We start from the raw sequence: 17,246 nt of genomic DNA on the forward strand, positions 1-17,246 counted from the left end.
GTGCCTTTTTGACTTTTTGTGAAAAGCATTGTGATAATTCGATGAGACAATTCTGAAGCGCCGTTTTCGGCAAATTTGGATCAATACAACAATCCTTCGTTCACCGACGGCCTAGCCGTCCGTCTTCCCCGAGCTTAGACGGCCGTCATGAGGGTGAGCGACGACACTCGTTCTACAGCGGAGTACCTATGGAATTTAACATAAAAAGCGGCAGCCCGGAGAAGCAGCGCGTCGCCTGCGTCATCGTCGGCGTTTACGAATCCCGCAAGCTGACATTCGCCGCGGACCTGCTGGACCGCATCTCCAACGGCTTCATCAGCGACGTGCTCCGCCACGGCGATATGGAGGGCAAACTGGGCAGCACGCTGGTGCTGCATTCGGTGCCGCATACCCTATGCGACCGCGTGATGCTGGTCGGTCTGGGCAAGGAGCGCGAATTCCGCGCCAAGGAATACCGCGAAGCGGTGCGCGCCTCGGTCAAGGCTTTGACCCAGACCGCGGCTGGCGAAGCGGTGAGCTATCTGTCCGAACTGACGGTCAAGAAGCACGATGTGGAGTGGATGATCGAACAAGCGGCCGTGGTGACGCTGGACGCGCTGTATCGCTTCGACCGCTTCAAGAGCAAGCAGGACGAGTCCGCGCGCGAACCGCGCAAGCTGACGCTGGCCGTGCCGCGCCGCAGCGACCTGGCGGATGGCGAGAAAGGCCTGCAACGCGGCCTGGCCATCGGCAATGGCATGAAGCTGGCCAAAGACCTGGGCAATCTGCCGGGCAATGTGTGCACGCCGTCCTATCTGGCAGACGAAGCGCGCAAGGTGGCCGAAACCTTCGGCGCCGGCGCCGAGATACTGGGCCCGGGCGAAATCGCCGAGCTGGGCATGCATTCCTTCCTGTCGGTTGCCAAGGGCAGCGTGGAAGAGGCGCGCCTGATCGTGCTGAAGCATAACGGCGCCAAGGACAAGAACGACAAGCCCATCGTGCTGGTGGGCAAGGGCATCACCTTCGACTCCGGCGGCATCTCGCTGAAGCCGGGCGAAGGCATGGATGAGATGAAGTACGACATGTGCGGCGCGGCCACCGTGCTGGGCGCCTTCCGCGCCGCGGTGGAAATGAATCTGCCGCTGAACATCATCGCTATCGTGCCGGCCTGCGAAAACATGCCCAATGGCAATGCCAACAAGCCGGGCGACATCGTCACCTCGATGTCCGGCCAGACCATTGAAATCCTGAACACGGACGCCGAGGGCCGCTTGATCCTGTGCGACGCGCTGACCTATGCCGAACGCCTCAGCCCGGCCACCGTGATCGACGTGGCTACCCTGACCGGCGCCTGCGTGATCGCGCTGGGCCATATCGCCACCGGCCTGTACAGCAATCAGGACAGCCTGGCGCGCGAACTGCTGGCCGCGGGCGAAGAAGTCGCCGACCGCGCCTGGCATATGCCGCTGTGGGACGAGTACCAGGAGTCGCTGAAGAGCCCGTTCGCCGACATGGCCAATATCGGCGGCCGTCCGGGCGGCAGCATCACCGCGGCCTGCTTCCTGTCGCGTTTCGCCAAGGCCTACGACTGGGCCCACTTGGACATCGCTGGCACCGCCTGGAAGGGCGGCAAGGACAAGGGCGCCACCGCGCGTCCGGTGCCGCTGCTGGTGCAGTTCCTGCAAGACCGCGCCGACATCGCGCTGGGCAACGTGGTTCGCCGCGGCCGCCCGCGTCGCGAGGCGCCCGAAGTGGCGGAAGATGACCAGGATTGATTTTTACACCAATGTCGCCGACCCGCAGGCCTTCGCCTGCAGGTTGGCGGATACGGTGCAGCGCAAGAAGGAGCGGTTGCTGATTTGGCTCGACAGCGAACGCGATGTCGAGGTATTCAGCAACCGGCTGTGGAGCTTCGGCGATACCCGCTTCGTGCCGCATTGCCGGCTGGAAGCGGCCGAAGCGCCGGAAACGCCGGTATGGCTGGCCGCGCGCCTGCCGGACGATCTGGCGCATCCGGTCTTGCTGAACCTGGGACCGCGATTGCCCTATGCATTCGAGCGGTTTGAGCGCATTCTTGAAATCGTGGGGCGCGATCCGGACTCGCTGGCGACCGCCCGCGAGCGTTTTCGCGCCTATCGCGAGCGAGGCTGCGCGGTAGAACATCACGACATGAGTCAAACGCAGACATGACTGAGTCGCCGAAAGCCAATGAACCCGACTGGTCCGGCCTGAATCTGCCGGTGCTGACCGAGGTGGTGGAAGAGCAGGCGGTGCCTTTGCTGGCCGAAGAGGCCGGCGATGTGCCGGAGTTCGATTTCTCCAGCGAACTGGACCTGCTGGCGCACGAGCTGGAGGACGAGCGGCAGGACGGCGGCGCGACGCTGGAAATTCCCGAGCTCACGCTGGCGGATTTGCTGGAGCATGAGCCGCCTGCCATGGAGCCGGCCGCGGCGGCCCTGGATTTCAGCGCCTTGCCGTCCCTGGAGCTGGATGGGGACGCGCCGGACGAAACCACCGCGCTGGATTTCGTATTGCAGCCGCGCGAGCCCTCGGCGATGCCGATGGCGGACGCTTACCCGGACTTGTCCGCGGTGGACGAGGCCGCGGCGGAGGACGAACTCCCCGTTTTGGCGGGACTGTCCGCCGAAGAGGTGAGTTGGGATGATGTGGTGGCCGCAGCCGCGCGGCTGCCTGCCGCCGAGCCTGCCATGCCGGATGAGCCGCCCGCATGGGCGGCCGAAGAGGCTAACCCACCGGAACCCGACGTGTTTTCTTCGCAGGCGGAGCCCCTTGTGGAGCCGCAGCCGCCTGTTGCCAACCCCTTCGTTTCCATCCCGCTGGACAGCTTGCCTAGCGGCGTGTTGGGCGGCGGCATAGGCCGCGAACCGGCGCCGGAGACGGGGCTGGAATGGTTGAACGAATTGCCCAAGCCGGCCGGCGCGGTTGCGGCGGCGGCTCCAGTCGAAGCGCCTTCATTGCAGGACGTGCTGCTTGAGGCGGAGCGCGTGCTGGCGGAAGAGCGCGCCCAGTCGGCGGCCGCGCCGGCTGAACCGGAAGCCGCCGGCCAGAACGAAGCGGTTCCGGCCTCTGTTATGTCGCCTGACGCTTCGTCGGACGCCGCGGAAGCGGTGGCGGCGCTGGCGGATGAGCTTGACGCTTTCGGCGCCTTCGGCGCGGAAGCTGAGCGAGAGGCTGATGCTTGGGCCGAGCAAGCCCAAAGCGCGCAGCCGCAGGATGAGCCGGTCGCTGCGACATTGGACATGGCAGCCAGGTCCGAGCCGCCATTGCCGTTTATGGAGGAGGACGCTGCCGAGCAGATTCCCGCTGCGTTGGCGGCGGATGCGGGAAGTCACGAGGCGGATAGGCGGGCAACCCCGTCCCCGGAGCTTGCTGTCGAGGCGGTGGATTCGACAAACGCCGATGCGGAGCTGGCTGCGGCGTTCGCTGCCTTTGACGAATCCGCCTTATCATCCAGCGGCATGGCGCCGCCTGCGATGAGCGAAGCGGAGCCGGCCGCGGAGAGCGATGCCGAGTTTTGCGCCGAATGGTCCTCCTTCTCCGGCGAGCAGGCGCTTGGACCTGTTGCAAGTGTCGATGAGGCGCGATTGGCGGATGAGGCGGACGCGGAGCTTGCCGCAGCATTCTCGGCATTTGGCGAGCGCGAGCCGGAAGAGGCTGCGCCTGCGGCTGAGGCAGTGATCGAGCCTGAGCGGGAAGTCGAAACAGACTTGTCTGCGGCCGCCATTGAACTGTTGTACGAAGGCGAGGCGGAGGTAGTTGCGCCTGCGGCTGAGGCAGTGATCGAGCCGGAGCGGGAAATCGAAACAGACTTGTCTGCGGCTGGCATCGAACTGCTGTACGAGGGCGAGCCGGAAGAGGTTGCGCTGACGGCTGAGGCAGTGATCGAGCCTGAGCGGGAAGTTGAAACGGATTTGTCCGCCGCTGGCATCGAACTGCTGTACGAAGGCGAGCCGGAGGTAGTTGCGCCTGCGGCCGAGGCAGTGATCGAGCCTGAGCGGGAAGTCGAAACAGACTTGTCTGCGGCTGGCATCGAACTGCTGTACGAAGGCGAGCCGGAGGCGGTTGCGCCGCTGGCTGAGGCGGTGATCGAGTCTGAGCGGGAAGTCGAAACAGACTTGTCTGCGGCTGGCATTGAACTGTTGTACGAAGGCGAGCCGGAAGAGGTTGCGCTGACGGCTGAGGCGGTGATCGAGCCTGAGCGGGAAGTCGAACCGGATTTGTCGGCCGCAGCGCTCGAACTGATGCATGAAGGCGAGCCGGAGGCAGTTGCGCCGCTGGCTGAGGCTGTGCCGGGATCGGAAATGGCGTCCGCCGCATCGGAGTCGGCCGTGGCCGTCTCTGCTGCTACGGCGACGGCAGACATGGTCGAGGCGCTGTACGAGGAAGTGCCGACGCCGGCTTTGGCGACGGATGATCAGGATATGCCGGCCTTGTCCGGGCTGCTCGAACGCGGGCAGACGCATACCGTGCCGCCGCTGCCGGATGCCGCGGCCGAGTCTGCGGTGTCGGTTGTCCAGGTGTCCGCGCTGGCTTCTGCCGGCGCGCCGGCCAGTCGGCCCGCGCCGGCGCCGTTCGACGAGCAGGCGCTGTACCAGGCGCTGTATGACAAGATGCTGCCGAGGATGAAGGTGGAGTTGTCGCTCTGGCTGCAGGATGCGATAGAGGCGCAGGCCAAGCAGATGCTGTCCGGCATGATGCACCAGTTGAAGGAAGACTACGAAATGCTGTTCGGGGACGCCCTGAAGGAAAGCCTGCGGCAGGCGCTGAACGATGCCGGCATCGGCGCGAAGGAGGGGGAGCAGGAATGAGCGATCGCTTGTCCGATATCGTGACCCGAACCGGGGATGACGGCTCCACCGGGCTGGGAGACGGCAGTCGCGTAGCCAAGGACAGCGCCCGCATCCAGGCGCTGGGCGATGTGGACGAGTTGAATTCGGCCATCGGCGTGCTGCTGGCGGAGCAACTGGCTGAGCCCATGGCCGAATGGCTGGCCGAGGTGCAGCATGATTTGTTCGATCTGGGTTCGGAGCTGGCCGTTCCCGGCTATCTCGCCATCCAGGATGGGCATGTCCAGGCGCTGGAAGGTTTGGTGGCGTTCATGAACGAAGAGCTGGGGCCGCTGAAGGAGTTCATTCTGCCTGGCGGCCTGCGCGCGGCCGCGCTGGCTCACCAAGCCCGATCCATCTGCCGCAGGGCGGAGCGTTCCGTAGTCGCGCTGGCGCGCGGGGAGGAAATATCCGCTCCATTGCGGCGCTATCTGAACCGCCTGTCTGACTTCTTGTTTGTGTTGGCGCGCTATCTGAACCGCGAAGGGGGCGTGTCAGACGTCCTGTGGAAGCCGGGCCGGGCGCGCTAAGCGCCCGTTCGCCGCCCGCGGGCGCCGGATTTGCGTTTTCCGATCACTTCCTGAAGAGTTGGTTGAGCTCCGCTCCGGCAGGCGTCGCGGCAATGCCGTCGAAGCGGCCCTGCTCGGCGAGGGAGCGAGCCGCGCGCAGGAAGCCGCTCCAGGCGGATCGGGCCAGCGCGCCGCCTACGCTGACGCGCCTGACCCCGAGCGCCGCCATATCCTGCATGGTTAGATCGCTTGTCCAGCCAATCAGCACATTGACGGGTTTGGGCGCGACGGCTTCCACTACGGCGCGAATCTGTTCGCGCGTCTTGATGCCGGGCGCGTACAGACAATCCGCTCCCGCTTCGGCATAGGCTTTCAGGCGCGTGATCGTGTCTTCAAGATCCGCGGGGCCCACGAAGAAGTTTTCCGCGCGGCCAATCAGCAGGACATCCCCTCCCATTTCGTCGATCGCCGCGCGCGCGGCGCGCATGCGGGCAACGGCATCCGGCAGGTCTCTGAGCGGCGATTCCGCATTGTCGCTAGCGTCTTCTATGGAGACGCCCGCCACGCCAGTGTCGATGGCCATGCGCACGCTTTCCGCCACGCCGGCCGGCGTCTCGGCGAAGCCGCTCTGAAAGTCGGCATTGATGGGCAAATTTGTCGACTGCGCCATGTCTCGCATGTGGGCCAAGGTTTCTGCGCGAGAAAGCTGGCCATCGGCCCGCGCGAGCGACCAGGCGTGCCCCGCGCTGCTTGTGGCCAGCGCCTTGAATCCTAAGCCCGCCAAGGCTGCGGCGCTGCCTGCGTCCCATGGATTGGGCAAGGCGAAGCAGCCTGTCCGATGCAATTCCCGGAATGCGGCGCGTTTCTGGGATGGCGTGAGTGTGTTCATGAATGCCCCTTTCGCTTTTCAAGTGAATGAACTGAGGTTTATTCAACTGCTGTGCATGGTGAAGCCAGTGCGGGTGACGTTTGCCTGAGCCTGGGGAGCCCGCGCGCGTGGAGGAGGGGAGTCGGCGGGCGTTGACTCGGCATAGCGCAAGCTATCATGCTTTTTGCATGCGCGGCGGCGCTGTTGGCGCACCTTCCATACTTATGGCCGGTCGAATGTCAGGCTTGCCCAGTTCCTGGCGATACTGGCGCGGCGTCAAGCCCGTCAGGGCCTTGAACTGGCGGCTGAAGGCGCTGTGATCGGCATAGCCGCAGCGCAGGGCCACTTCGGTGATGGCCATATCCTCATGCAGCAGCCGGTGCGCGTGCTCCAGCCTGGCCTTGTGTATCATCTGCCGCGGCGACAGGTGGAACACTTTTTTGCAGTAGCGCTCCAGTTGGGCGGCGGACATGCCGGCGATGCCGGTTAGCTCCGCCATGGTGACCGGCTGGCTGAAGTTGCGGCGGATGAACTCGTCCACCGCCGCCAGGCGTTTGTAAGCCGGGTGGGTCTGGCTGGCTGATTGCAGGTCCAGCGAGATGCCTATCAGGCCGATGATTTCGTCTTGCCGGTCGCGCAACGGCCATTTGTAGGTCAGGCACCAGCCCGGCTCCCGGTTCTTGAACAGATGCAGTTCCAGTTGGCTTTCCAGAACTTGGCCGTCTTGCAGCACCTTGATGTCCTGCGCCGTATAGACCGAACCCAACTGTGCCGGGAACACTTCCGCGCTGGTCTTGCCCAGCAGCGGCTGCAAGTCCTTCAGCCCGCAGCGCTGCACCAGCGTCTGGTTGGCGCAAAGATAGCGCGCTTGCCCGTCCTTGATGAAGATGGCCGCATTGGGGATGAGATCCAGCACCGGCAATAGCGGCGCCATGCCTGCCAGCAGCTCGTCTATCGTCGCCGGGCGGACTGCGTCCCGCCAGCGGGCGATTTTTTCCACGGTCTCGCTCGTCATCCATCCCGCCTTTCTTGGCGCGCCCAACGCCGCGCTTGGCCGTCGGCGTCCGTTGCCGCGCCGCCATCCCGGATATTCTGCGCGCCATCCAAGTAGGGGCCTGCCGCGCCCGCCCATGCCCCTTGAAACGCAAACTATGCCGATTTCGTCATCGCAACTGATGATAACCATCAAGATTGTCGGCGGCAACGCGGCCATGCTATCGGGGTGGAAGCGAATGCGGATGCGGCGTGGAGATTCAATGGAATCAACAATCTGCGCGCCGACGATATGGCGAGCCGGACTGGATGGAGTTTGGAATGGACAAGCGAATGAAGCAGCTGGAGATCATCGACTCCCACACCGGAGGCGAACCCACCCGGCTGGTATTGAGCGGCTTTCCTGCCCTGCAGGGGGACGCCATGGCGGACAAGCGCGACGCGCTGCGCGAGCGGCATGACCCATGGCGCCGCGCCTGCCTGCTGGAGCCGCGCGGCAGCGATGTGCTGGTGGGCGCGCTGTATTGCGAGCCGGTTTCGCCCGACGCCGCCTGCGGGGTGATCTTCTTCAACAACACCGGCTACCTGGGCATGTGCGGCCACGGCACCATAGGGCTGATCGCCTCCTTGCACTACCTGGGACGCATCGCGCCCGGCACGCACAAGATCGATACCCCGGTGGGGCCGGTCAGCGCCGTCTTGCACGAGGATGGATCGGTGACGCTGCGCAATGTGCCGGCCTATCGTTACTGCCGGCAGGTATCGGTAGCGGTGCCCGGGCATGGTCAAGTGCTCGGCGATGTCGCCTGGGGCGGCAACTGGTTCTTTCTGGTGGCCGAGCATGGTCTGAGCGTGCGCTTGGACAATGTCGAAGCGCTGAGCGCTTTTACCTGGGCCGTGCAGCAGGCGCTGGAAGCGCAGGGCATCACCGGCGCCGACGGCGCGCGCATCGATCATATCGAACTGTTCGCCGACGATGAACATGCAAACAGCCGCAACTTCGTCATGTGTCCGGGCAAGGCCTATGACCGCTCCCCCTGCGGCACCGGCACCAGCGCCAAGCTGGCCTGCCTGGCGGCCGACGGCAAGCTGGCCGAAGGCGAGCGTTGGGTGCAGGCCGGCATCACCGGCAGCCGCTTTGTCGGCCATTACCAGCGGGAGGGTGACTTCATCCGCCCCTACATCACCGGCCGCGCCCATATCACGGCCCGCGCCACGCTATTGATCGACGAAGAAGACCCCTTCGCGTGGGGCATTTGAGCTCCGCGCCTCCTATCTATCCCTATCACCTGAATGAATGCCGCAAGGAGCAAAAACAATGAGCGATAACATTTTCACCGGTTGCATCCCGGCGCTGATGACCCCGTGCACCGCCGATCGCCAGCCGGATTTCGACGCGCTGGTGGCCAAGGGCAAGGAACTGGTGTCCCTGGGCATGAGCGCGGTGGTGTACTGCGGCTCCATGGGAGACTGGCCGCTGCTGAGCGAAGCCCAGCGCCAGGAGGGCGTGGCGCGGCTGGTGGTTGCAGGCGTGCCGACCATAGTCGGCACCGGCGCCGTCAACACCCGCGAGGCGGTTTCCCATGCCGCCCACGCCGCCAGGGTGGGGGCGCATGGGCTGATGGTGATCCCGCGCGTGCTGTCGCGCGGGGCGTCGCCTGCCGCGCAAAAGGCGCATTTCTCGGCCATTCTGGCCGCCGCGCCCAAGCTGCCGGCGGTGATCTACAACAGCCCCTACTACGGCTTTGCCACCCGCGCCGACCTGTTCTTCGAGCTGCGCCGCGCTTATCCCAATCTGATCGGCTTCAAGGAGTTCGGGGGCGCCGCCGACCTGCGCTACGCCGCCGAGCACATCACCTCCCAGGATGACGAAGTCACGCTGATGGTGGGGGTGGACACCCAGGTGGTGCACGGCTTCGTCAATTGCAACGCCACCGGCGCCATCACTGGCATCGGCAACGCGCTGCCGCGCGAAGTGCTGCATCTGGTGGCATTGAGCCGGGCGGCGGCCAGGGGAGATGCCGTCGCTCGCCGCCGCGCGCATGAGCTGGAATCGGCGCTGGCCGTGTTGTCTTCCTTCGACGAGGGCTGCGACCTGGTGCTGTATTACAAGCAGCTGATGGTGCTGAACGGCGACAAGGAATACGCGCTGCATTTCAACGAGACCGACGCGCTGAGCGCCGCCCAACGCCGCTATGCCGAGACCCAGTACGCGCTGTTCCGCGAGTGGTATCGCCATTGGTCGGCCGAGCAGAACGTCGCCTGACGCTTAATCACACAGGAAACATGATGAACCTGACAGGCAAGATGCTTATCGGCGGGCAGGCTGTCGCCGGCCGCCGCGAGACGATCCGGGCGATAGACCCATCCACCGATCAAGCGCTGGAGCCGGGCTACCCCGGCGCAGACCGCGAACAGGTGGAGCAGGCCTGCGCATTGGCGTGGGAGGCGTTTGACGCCTACCGAGAAACCGCGCCGGAAACGCGGGCGCGCTTTCTCGAAACCATAGCCGATGAAATAGAAGCGCTGGGCGATGCGCTGATAGAACGCGGGATGGCCGAAACCGGCCTGCCGCGCGCCCGGCTGCAAGGCGAGCGCGGCCGCACCTGCGGCCAGTTGCGGCTGTTCGCCCGCACGCTGCGGGCCGGCGAGTGGCTGGACGCGCGGGTAGACCCCGCCATGCCGCAGCGCCAGCCGCTGCCGCGCGCCGACTTGCGCCAGCGCCAGGTGGCGCTGGGGCCGGTGGCGGTGTTCGGCGCCAGCAACTTCCCCTTGGCCTTCTCGGTGGCCGGCGGCGACACCGCTTCCGCGCTGGCGGCCGGCTGCCCGATCATCGTCAAGGCCCATAGCGCCCACCCCGGCGTCAGCGAGCTGGTGGGGCAGGCCATCGCGCGGGCGGTGGAAAAATGCGAACTCCCGGCCGGCGTGTTTGGGCTGCTGTTCGGCGAAGGCCGCGAAGCAGGGCAGGCCTTGGTGGCCGATCCGCGCGTCAAGGCGGTGGGTTTCACCGGCTCGCGCAGCGGCGGCCTGGCCTTGTGCCGGCTGGCGCAAAACCGGCCGGAGCCGATTCCGGTTTACGCGGAAATGAGCGCCACCAATCCGGTGTTTCTGCTGCCGGCGGCGCTGCGGGCGCGCGGCGAGGCGCTGGCGAAGGGCTTCGTCGGTTCGCTGACGCTGGGCGCGGGACAGTTCTGCACCAATCCCGGCTTGATCATCGCGGAGCAAGGGCTGGCGCTGGACGGCTTCATCGCCGCCGCGTCCGCCCTGCTGCGGCAGAGCCCGGCGCAGACCATGCTGACGCCCGGCATTTGCCGCGCATACCAGGCGGGCGTAGACGCGTTGTCCGGCCATGCCTGCCTGGCGGCCGCCGGCTTGCCGGCTACCGGGCCGAACCAGTGCCAGGCCCAGCTGTGGCTGGCCGACGCGCGGGACTATCTGGCCAAGCCGGCCTTGCGGGCCGAGGTGTTCGGCGCCGCCGCCTTGATCGTGCAATGCCGGGACGCACGGGAATTTCGCGAGTTGGCCGAGCAGCTGGAAGGCCAGCTCACCGCCACGCTGCAGCTGGACGAGGGCGATTTGGACCTGGCCCACGTGCTGCTGCCCACGCTGGAGCGCAAGGCCGGCCGCATTCTGGTGAACGGCTGGCCCACCAGCGTGGAAGTGTGCGACGCCATGGTGCACGGCGGGCCGTACCCGGCCACTTCGGACGCGCGCGCCACCTCGGTGGGCACCGCGGCCATCCAGCGCTTCCTGCGGCCGGTGTGCTACCAGGACTTCCCGGACGCGCTGTTGCCGCAGGCATTGCAACACGCCAATCCACTGGCGCTGCGCCGCCTGCTGGATGGCGGGCGGGAGGGCTGAGCGATGGCGCCCGCTCTTGCGCCCGGCGCGGCCGTCATCGTGGCGGGCGCCGGCGTGGTCGGCATCGCCGCCGCCTTGCAGCTGCGCCTGGCCGGTTTCGAAGTGACGCTGCTGGACCGCGGCGAGCCGGCGATGGAAACCAGCTACGGCAATGCCGGCGCTTTCGCTGTCAGCGATGTGATTCCGCTGGCCGAGCCGGGCGTGCTGCGCAAGGTTCCCGGTTGGATGCTGGACCCGCTGGGGCCGCTGGCCCTGCGCTGGCGATACCTGCCCACGCTGGCGCCCTGGCTGCTGCGCTTTCTGGCCGCCAGCCGGCCGCGGCGCGTGGCGGAGCTGACGCAGTCTCTGGCCGCGCTGCTGGGCCGAGTCAACGACGACTACGCCGGGCTGATCGCCCAAGCCGGCCTTGGCCATCTGTGGCGGCGGCACGGCAACCTGACGCTGTATCGCAGCCGGGAAGAGTTCGACGCCGCCGCGCCGGCCTGGGAGGCCAAGCGCCGCCATGGCGTGCAGTGGCAGGCGCTGGAGCGCGAGGCGCTGGCGGGAGAAGAGGCGAGCTTGGGCGAGGAATGGCGCTACGCGGTCAAGGTGCCGGCGTGGTCTCATGTGGACGATCCCTATGTCTTCAGCCGCGGCTTGTTCGACGCCTTTATCCGCGAGGGCGGCCGCTTTGTGCGGGACGAGGCGCTGGCCACGGCGACGGAAGCCGGGCGCGTAGTCGGCGTGGAAACGGCCGGCAGGGGCCGGCTGCGCGCCGACGCGGTGCTGATCGCCTGCGGCGTGTGGAGCGACCGCTTCGTCAAACAGCATCAATACCGCGTGCCGCTGGAAAGCGAGCGCGGCTATCACGTCAACCTGCCCAAGGCCGGGGTGACGCTGCGCCACTTCATCCAGTGCGCCAGCGAGAGCTTCGTCATCCTGCCCATGGCCAACGGCGGCTTGCGTCTGGCCGGCACGGTGGAGCTGGCGCACCGTGACGCGCCGCCAGACTGGCGCCGCGCCCACATCCTGCTGGACAAGGCCAAGCGCATCGTCGGCGATTTCTCCACCGAGGACATGACGGTGTGGATGGGCAACCGCCCGTCGCTGCCGGACACCTTGCCCATCATCGGCCCGGCGCCGCAGCCGGGGCTGTGGTTCGCCACCGGCCACGGCCATCTGGGCCTGACCCTGGCGGCCACCACCGGCGCGCTGCTGCGCGACATGCTGCAGGGACGGACTCCGGCGCTGGACATGCAGCCGTATCGGCTATCTCGTTTTTGACCCCGCCTCAGGCCGGCGCAGACCGGCCGCGGCGGGGGAGTAGTGGCGGGGAGGGCCAGGTGGTTTTCCCCGGTAAATGCAGCATCAAAGGAGACATCTCATGGCTTGGAACAAACTGTTTGCGGAAGTGAACTGGGTGGTGGCATTGGGCGGCATGATGGCGCCGTTCGCCATGGCGGCGGCCCATGCCGATACCGTGGTCAAGATAGGCTTCGCCTCCCCGCTGTCCGGCCCGCAGGCTCACTATGGCAAGGACAATGAAAACGCCGCCAAGATGGCGGTGGACGATGTCAACGCCAAGGGCCTGGTGGTGGGCGGGCAGAAGATCCAGTTCGAGCTGGTGTCCGAGGATGACCAGGCGGACCCGCGCATCGGCACCCAGGCGGCGCAGCGGCTGGTGGATGCCGGCGTGAAGGCCGTCATCGGCCACTTCAACTCCGGCGTGTCCATCCCGGCCTCGCGCCTTTACTCCGACGCCGGCATTCCGCAATTGTCCGTAGCAACCAACCCGGCCTATACCCAACAAGGCTACAAAACCGCCTTCCGCCTAGTGGGCAGCGACAGCCAGATAGGCGGCGCGCTGGGGCAGTTTGCCGTTAAAACGATGAAGGCCAAGACCATCGTCGCCATCGACGACCGCACTGCCTACGGCCAAGGCATCGCCGACGAGTTCGTCAAGGCGGTGGCCGCCAACGGCGGCAAGGTGGCGCGCCGCGAATTCACCACCGACAAAGCCACCGACTTCACCGCCATCCTCACCTCGCTCAAGGCCGTCAACCCGGACGTGGTGTTTTACGGCGGCGCCGACGCCCAGGCCGCGCCCATGGTCAAGCAGATGAAACGGCTGGGGCTCAAAGCCAAGCTGATGGGCGGGGACATGCTCAACACCCCCACCTTCATCCAGCTGGCCGGCGCGGACGCGGCCGGCCATTACTCGGCGGTAGCCGGCGGCGTGCTCGGCGCCCGCCCGGCGGGCAAGGCGTTTGAGCGCCGCTACAAGGAACGCTTCCATCAAGACGTGGTGCTGCTGGGGCCGCAGTTCTACGACGGCGTGATGCTGGTGGCCACGGCCATGAAACAGGCGGGCTCGGTGGAACCGGCCAAATACCTGCCCAAGCTGGCCGCCATCCGCTACAGCGGCGTCACCGCGGACTTCGCCTTCGCGCCCAACGGCAGTCTATTGAAAGCGCCGGTGACGCTGTCCACGGTGAAAAACAACGCCTGGACCGTGGAAACGGTGGTCCGCTGAACGCGGCCAGGCAAGACGATATTTCCCCCGGCGTACTCCTCCGCCTTTGGGCCGGCTCTCTTGATTGGGGGCTGGCTTCTTTTTTATTTGGGGCGTTGGTTTGGCGTAGGAGGGAGGATGTCTGGCTACTGCAACTAAGCTAGTCAGATGGGCTGCTTATCGGCCTTTGCTGTCGTTGAGGGGGCCTCGAGCGAATGGCCGGTATTTCCTCGATTGCTGACGTAAGCGAGTCGATCGTCAGCAGTACCGATTCAAGAGCGCCCAGTGCTGTGGTCGTAATGCACTCGGCAAGGAGATAGGCATTTGAATAACTTATCCGATAGAAAGGCCGCTTGTATTTACCGAACTACCCCTGCCTCCTCAATGAAAGGATTCACGATGGATAGGCGATGGGGCAGAACACCCGCTGAAACCCAGATACCTTCGGCTACAGGCTCTTCATCGTGGCTTTGATCAATCGCCAGGACGAGGGGAGCCCCCTTCCGCTCGCCCACGGCCATAGCCTCTTCAGCGATGTTCGTTAAATGGACTACGCGCCGCTGCATCGGGACCAAGCCCTCACGGATGATAGCGTCCAGCGCCGACCAGCTAGAACCGTGAAAGAGAGAAGCCGGTGAGCCAAGTTTGATGCCGACATCAATGACAACGTCTAGGGAGTGACCGTAGAGCGCTCTGATGCGACCGTCTCGAACCTCGAATCTTGGCTCGCCGGGATGCTCAGCGATAGCCAGTAACTGGCTCGAGTCCACTTTGAGAGTGAGCGCTAGGTCATCCATCGACGCGAATCCGGCTTGATCGATCGGAACACCGTTGTTCGGGCCCTGGTGACGAAGCTGGTACGCCATCGCCGTGCTTAACCGCCGATGGTCATGAGTCGGGACGGACTCATTTATGTCTGACTGTTCGGTGCGCGAGAGCGCTTGAAGTAGCACTCGCGCCAAATCCTTGGTCGCATCATCACCGCAGTCCATCAACAATCCGCACAGCTCGCGCGCGTGGCGCCGCAACTGCTTTCCAGCCTCCTTCTCAGTGCCTAGCCGCAACGCGCGGGTAAGGGCAAACCATCCGTATGCAGCGGTCAGAGCAGCGTCGCTGAGTGTTTTTCCTATGCCAGATAGGTAGCGCGCCATGATTGCTAGCCGCCTGTACCAGCCTTCTGGGTTCGCTGGTACTAGGGCGTTGTCTTCGATCAATTGAGCAACGTCGTACCCAATCGGGACGAAGTCACTGGACTCAAGATCAATGGCGACAATTCGTCCTACGGGGTCCACGAGCCAGTTGGACGCATGACCATCCCGTTTCCTTACCAGCGATAGTTTCTCTGGGAAGAGATTGCGCAGAGAATCCACGAAGCGCTCAGCCTGTTCCGGCTCGAATAGGGTTCTCGACCACATCTTGAGATACTCCTTCAGCGACCGCCATGCTGACTTTCCTGCCGGCGGGCTTCCAGCAATGCGATGGAAGACCCCAAGAAGGTCTACGATCGGCTCAAGTACACCTGAGGCCTCCTCAGTGCGCAGTTCGCTCACCAATCGTCCAACAGCTCGTTGAGAGACGTGTACCCATCGCCGCTCATCGTCAAAAGGAACCTCGACGATCGCAAGCGAACGAGGTACTTCGAATCGATTTGCATCGCCCTGCTGATTGATCTCGTTTCGCAGTGCTGTAAGCATCGATGCTTCGTGCTCAGCCTTGGCTTTGGTTGTCCTCTTAAAAACGAACGCCTCAGACAGAAATCCTCTTGCGTCGGCAACCGCAAAGACTTCATTGCGCCCACCCAGGTGCGATCGTGCATAGACGGTTGAGCCCAGCGCAAGTGTCGCCGCGTCCCGCCAACTGTCTGCAGTAGCTGAAGCACTCCCCCCAGATTCGCTGACAAGGAACTCTCGGACTCGCGCAATGCCGATTCGCGGAAGCGGCCAAGTCGAATGGCGGGCGGCAAGTTCATCGAATATCTCCAGGGCTTGGCATGCCAAATCCTGATCTCCAGTTTGCTTCGCCGCGGATAGCGCTGCTGCACCAGCCTCCCACTGAACGTGTCTGTTCCAGGATGCCTTCGTAGCTAGCCATCCCGTGATTTCCACGTAGCGTGAAAAATCTTTCGGCTGAAGAAACTCGACTGGTCCGTCGACCATCTGGCGTAGGAATCGGGCACTCAGCACTGCTGCAGGAACCACCCCATTACTGATTCGCAGATTTTCGAGCCCATCAATCACTCGCCTGATGATTTCCCAGAGTTCGCAAGATGGCTTTGTAGCCATTGAAGTGATGAGCCCTCTCGGGATCGCCATTGATCTGGCTGACGTAACGAGTTGTTGCTGCTCGGCCTCCGCTACTAGGGTGGACAGAACGCTGCAGCGGGCCTTTTCAACACCGTTCCGTGGACGGCACTCCTCAAGCAGACTCGCTGCTCTGCTAAGGTAGCGTCTAGCATCTCTGGATCCCGGCACCGCGAGTTGTGCAAGGCGTAACCGAGCCTCGGCCTGGGCGATCTCCGAACCCTCGGCGAGATTCTGATTCGCCGAAAGAAGCTCTAGCGCATCTCGCAATAGCGAGGCATCGCCGGTTTGATCGAACTGTTGAACCAGAAGCTCGAGCCGATAGACAAGCGTTTCAGGCTGCACGTTTCCAAGCTTCATCGACTCTTGGGAGTACAGCAAGGCTCTTGAAACCACTTCAGGCGATACGTTGATCCAGCGCCCGATCATTGCAACTGCAGTCGCGTACTTTCCAGTAGCTATTCGCCTTGTGTCGTCCGAAAGGAACTGACTCTCGATGGAGAACCGAAACTCTGACAGTGCTGTTCGGAATCGCGCGATGGCTATATCGATTTCATCACCGGCAAAACTTGCCTTGGCGTCTTTGTACAACGCATCAGCTGCTCTAAATGCAACATTGGCTAGCGTTCTGGAGAACCCCAGACTGATCATCGCCAATGAATTTCCCGTATCGGCCGGGTTTCGGCGCATATGTTCGAGTATCAGCAGGAGTCCCGGCGTCGGGAGGGTAACACCCTCCCTGAGTACCTTGCGCCACAGCTCGGCTGCGGACGCATGGCTGTCAGCGTTAATGATTGAGTCCAGCTCCGACGACAATGGGGAATTGGTGAGCCAACTGATCGAGGACGCTGACCCAAGGTAGGCAAGTGAAGTAAAGCTTTCGCCTAGCTCCGGAGCCCACGCGTGTAGCGCACCCGCAATCTCATCAGTTTGTGTCATGGCCTGCCTTTTCTCCCGAATCGACGGAATTTAAAAGTCATAAAGCATAGCGTAGCCGGTTGGGACTCCAAAAGCAGCCGATGCTCTTGCTCTTGCACTAAGAAACCAAGCGAGAATGTGCGGCCTAAGAGCAAGTCTGGATTGTTACGCAAAGCGGACATAACCTGGGCGGCTTTGCCATGACTACTTCGGCCGAATAGCGGCCACAGCGGCCCATCATGGTGTGTCTATTGTCCTAAAGGATCCAGCCATCTAGCTAGAATCGCTGACAACCCAGTCCACCAGCAATGAAAAAGCCCGCGCTCATTTTAAGAGACGCGGGCTTTTGTCTGTGCAAGACAATACCGTGCCTTAGAACGGTTGTTAAGTAATCACGAAAAATTGATTTGAAACTTGTCGCCATAACCACCAAGCAGCGCCGAGATCTCTGCATCCAGCGTTTCGCGGGTCCACGTGATG

General features: G+C 64.0%; 12 protein-coding genes. 9 read left to right on the forward strand and 3 right to left on the reverse strand.

The features are described from left to right. Nucleotides 1-188 precede the first annotated feature (188 nt). The 4 genes from C2I19_RS03690 to C2I19_RS03705 are packed head-to-tail and all read left to right on the forward strand — an operon-like array spanning nt 189 to nt 5,356. Nucleotides 189-1,754 carry a leucyl aminopeptidase gene (locus C2I19_RS03690; protein ID WP_103901364.1) on the forward strand — a complete coding sequence of 522 codons (1,566 nt, stop codon included), beginning with the start codon at nt 189-191 and terminating at the stop codon, nt 1,752-1,754. Beyond that, complete coding sequence (locus tag C2I19_RS03695; RefSeq protein WP_103901365.1) at nt 1,741-2,169, forward strand: DNA polymerase III subunit chi; 429 nt, start codon at nt 1,741-1,743, stop codon at nt 2,167-2,169. The genes C2I19_RS03690 and C2I19_RS03695 overlap by 14 nt, the downstream gene beginning before the upstream one ends. Beyond that, nucleotides 2,166-4,808 carry a hypothetical protein gene (locus tag C2I19_RS03700; protein ID WP_103901366.1) on the forward strand — a complete coding sequence of 881 codons (2,643 nt, stop codon included), beginning with the start codon at nt 2,166-2,168 and terminating at the stop codon, nt 4,806-4,808. Before C2I19_RS03695 ends, C2I19_RS03700 begins: the two co-directional genes overlap by 4 nt. Next, a complete protein-coding gene (locus C2I19_RS03705) occupies nt 4,805-5,356 on the forward strand; it encodes a cob(I)yrinic acid a,c-diamide adenosyltransferase (protein WP_103901367.1) in 552 nt (183 codons plus the stop codon). Before C2I19_RS03700 ends, C2I19_RS03705 begins: the two co-directional genes overlap by 4 nt. 43 nt (nt 5,357-5,399) lie before the next feature. On the opposite strand, the gene C2I19_RS03710 is transcribed toward C2I19_RS03705, so the two are convergent. Continuing rightward, nucleotides 5,400-6,224, reverse strand: coding sequence for an isocitrate lyase/PEP mutase family protein (locus C2I19_RS03710; RefSeq protein WP_103901368.1), 825 nt, complete (start codon nt 6,222-6,224; stop codon nt 5,400-5,402). A 154-nt stretch (nt 6,225-6,378) separates the two neighbouring features. Then, the gene (locus tag C2I19_RS03715; RefSeq protein WP_103901369.1) at nt 6,379-7,218 is read right to left on the reverse strand and encodes an AraC family transcriptional regulator; all 840 of its coding nucleotides are present in this window, start codon (nt 7,216-7,218) and stop codon (nt 6,379-6,381) included. A gap of 311 nt (nt 7,219-7,529) precedes the next feature. Here C2I19_RS03715 and C2I19_RS03720 point away from each other — a divergent pair, with 311 nt between their 5' ends. The 5 genes from C2I19_RS03720 to C2I19_RS03740 all read left to right on the forward strand — a co-directional run bounded on the left by C2I19_RS03720 (nt 7,530) and on the right by C2I19_RS03740 (nt 13,569). After that, a complete protein-coding gene (locus C2I19_RS03720; protein WP_103901383.1) occupies nt 7,530-8,456 on the forward strand; it encodes a 4-hydroxyproline epimerase in 927 nt (308 codons plus the stop codon). A gap of 58 nt (nt 8,457-8,514) precedes the next feature. Then, entirely contained in the window at nt 8,515-9,462 is a 948-nt protein-coding gene (locus C2I19_RS03725) for a dihydrodipicolinate synthase family protein (RefSeq protein ID WP_103901370.1), read from the forward strand. A 20-nt stretch (nt 9,463-9,482) separates the two neighbouring features. Next, nucleotides 9,483-11,057, forward strand: a complete 1,575-nt coding sequence (locus C2I19_RS03730; protein WP_233201099.1) for an aldehyde dehydrogenase (NADP(+)) — start codon at nt 9,483-9,485, stop codon at nt 11,055-11,057. A 3-nt stretch (nt 11,058-11,060) separates the two neighbouring features. Continuing rightward, the gene (locus C2I19_RS03735; protein WP_103901372.1) at nt 11,061-12,320 is read left to right on the forward strand and encodes an NAD(P)/FAD-dependent oxidoreductase; all 1,260 of its coding nucleotides are present in this window, start codon (nt 11,061-11,063) and stop codon (nt 12,318-12,320) included. Between the two features lie 100 nt (nt 12,321-12,420). After that, nucleotides 12,421-13,569 carry a branched-chain amino acid ABC transporter substrate-binding protein gene (locus C2I19_RS03740; RefSeq protein ID WP_103901373.1) on the forward strand — a complete coding sequence of 383 codons (1,149 nt, stop codon included), beginning with the start codon at nt 12,421-12,423 and terminating at the stop codon, nt 13,567-13,569. Between the two features lie 338 nt (nt 13,570-13,907). On the opposite strand, the gene C2I19_RS03745 is transcribed toward C2I19_RS03740, so the two are convergent. Beyond that, nucleotides 13,908-16,787 carry an RNA 2'-phosphotransferase gene (locus tag C2I19_RS03745; RefSeq protein WP_103901374.1) on the reverse strand — a complete coding sequence of 960 codons (2,880 nt, stop codon included), beginning with the start codon at nt 16,785-16,787 and terminating at the stop codon, nt 13,908-13,910. Nucleotides 16,788-17,246: the final 459 nt, after the last annotated feature.

The sequence above is a fragment of the Chromobacterium alticapitis genome, from assembly GCF_002924365.1.
Lineage (GTDB): Bacteria > Pseudomonadota > Gammaproteobacteria > Burkholderiales > Chromobacteriaceae > Chromobacterium > Chromobacterium alticapitis.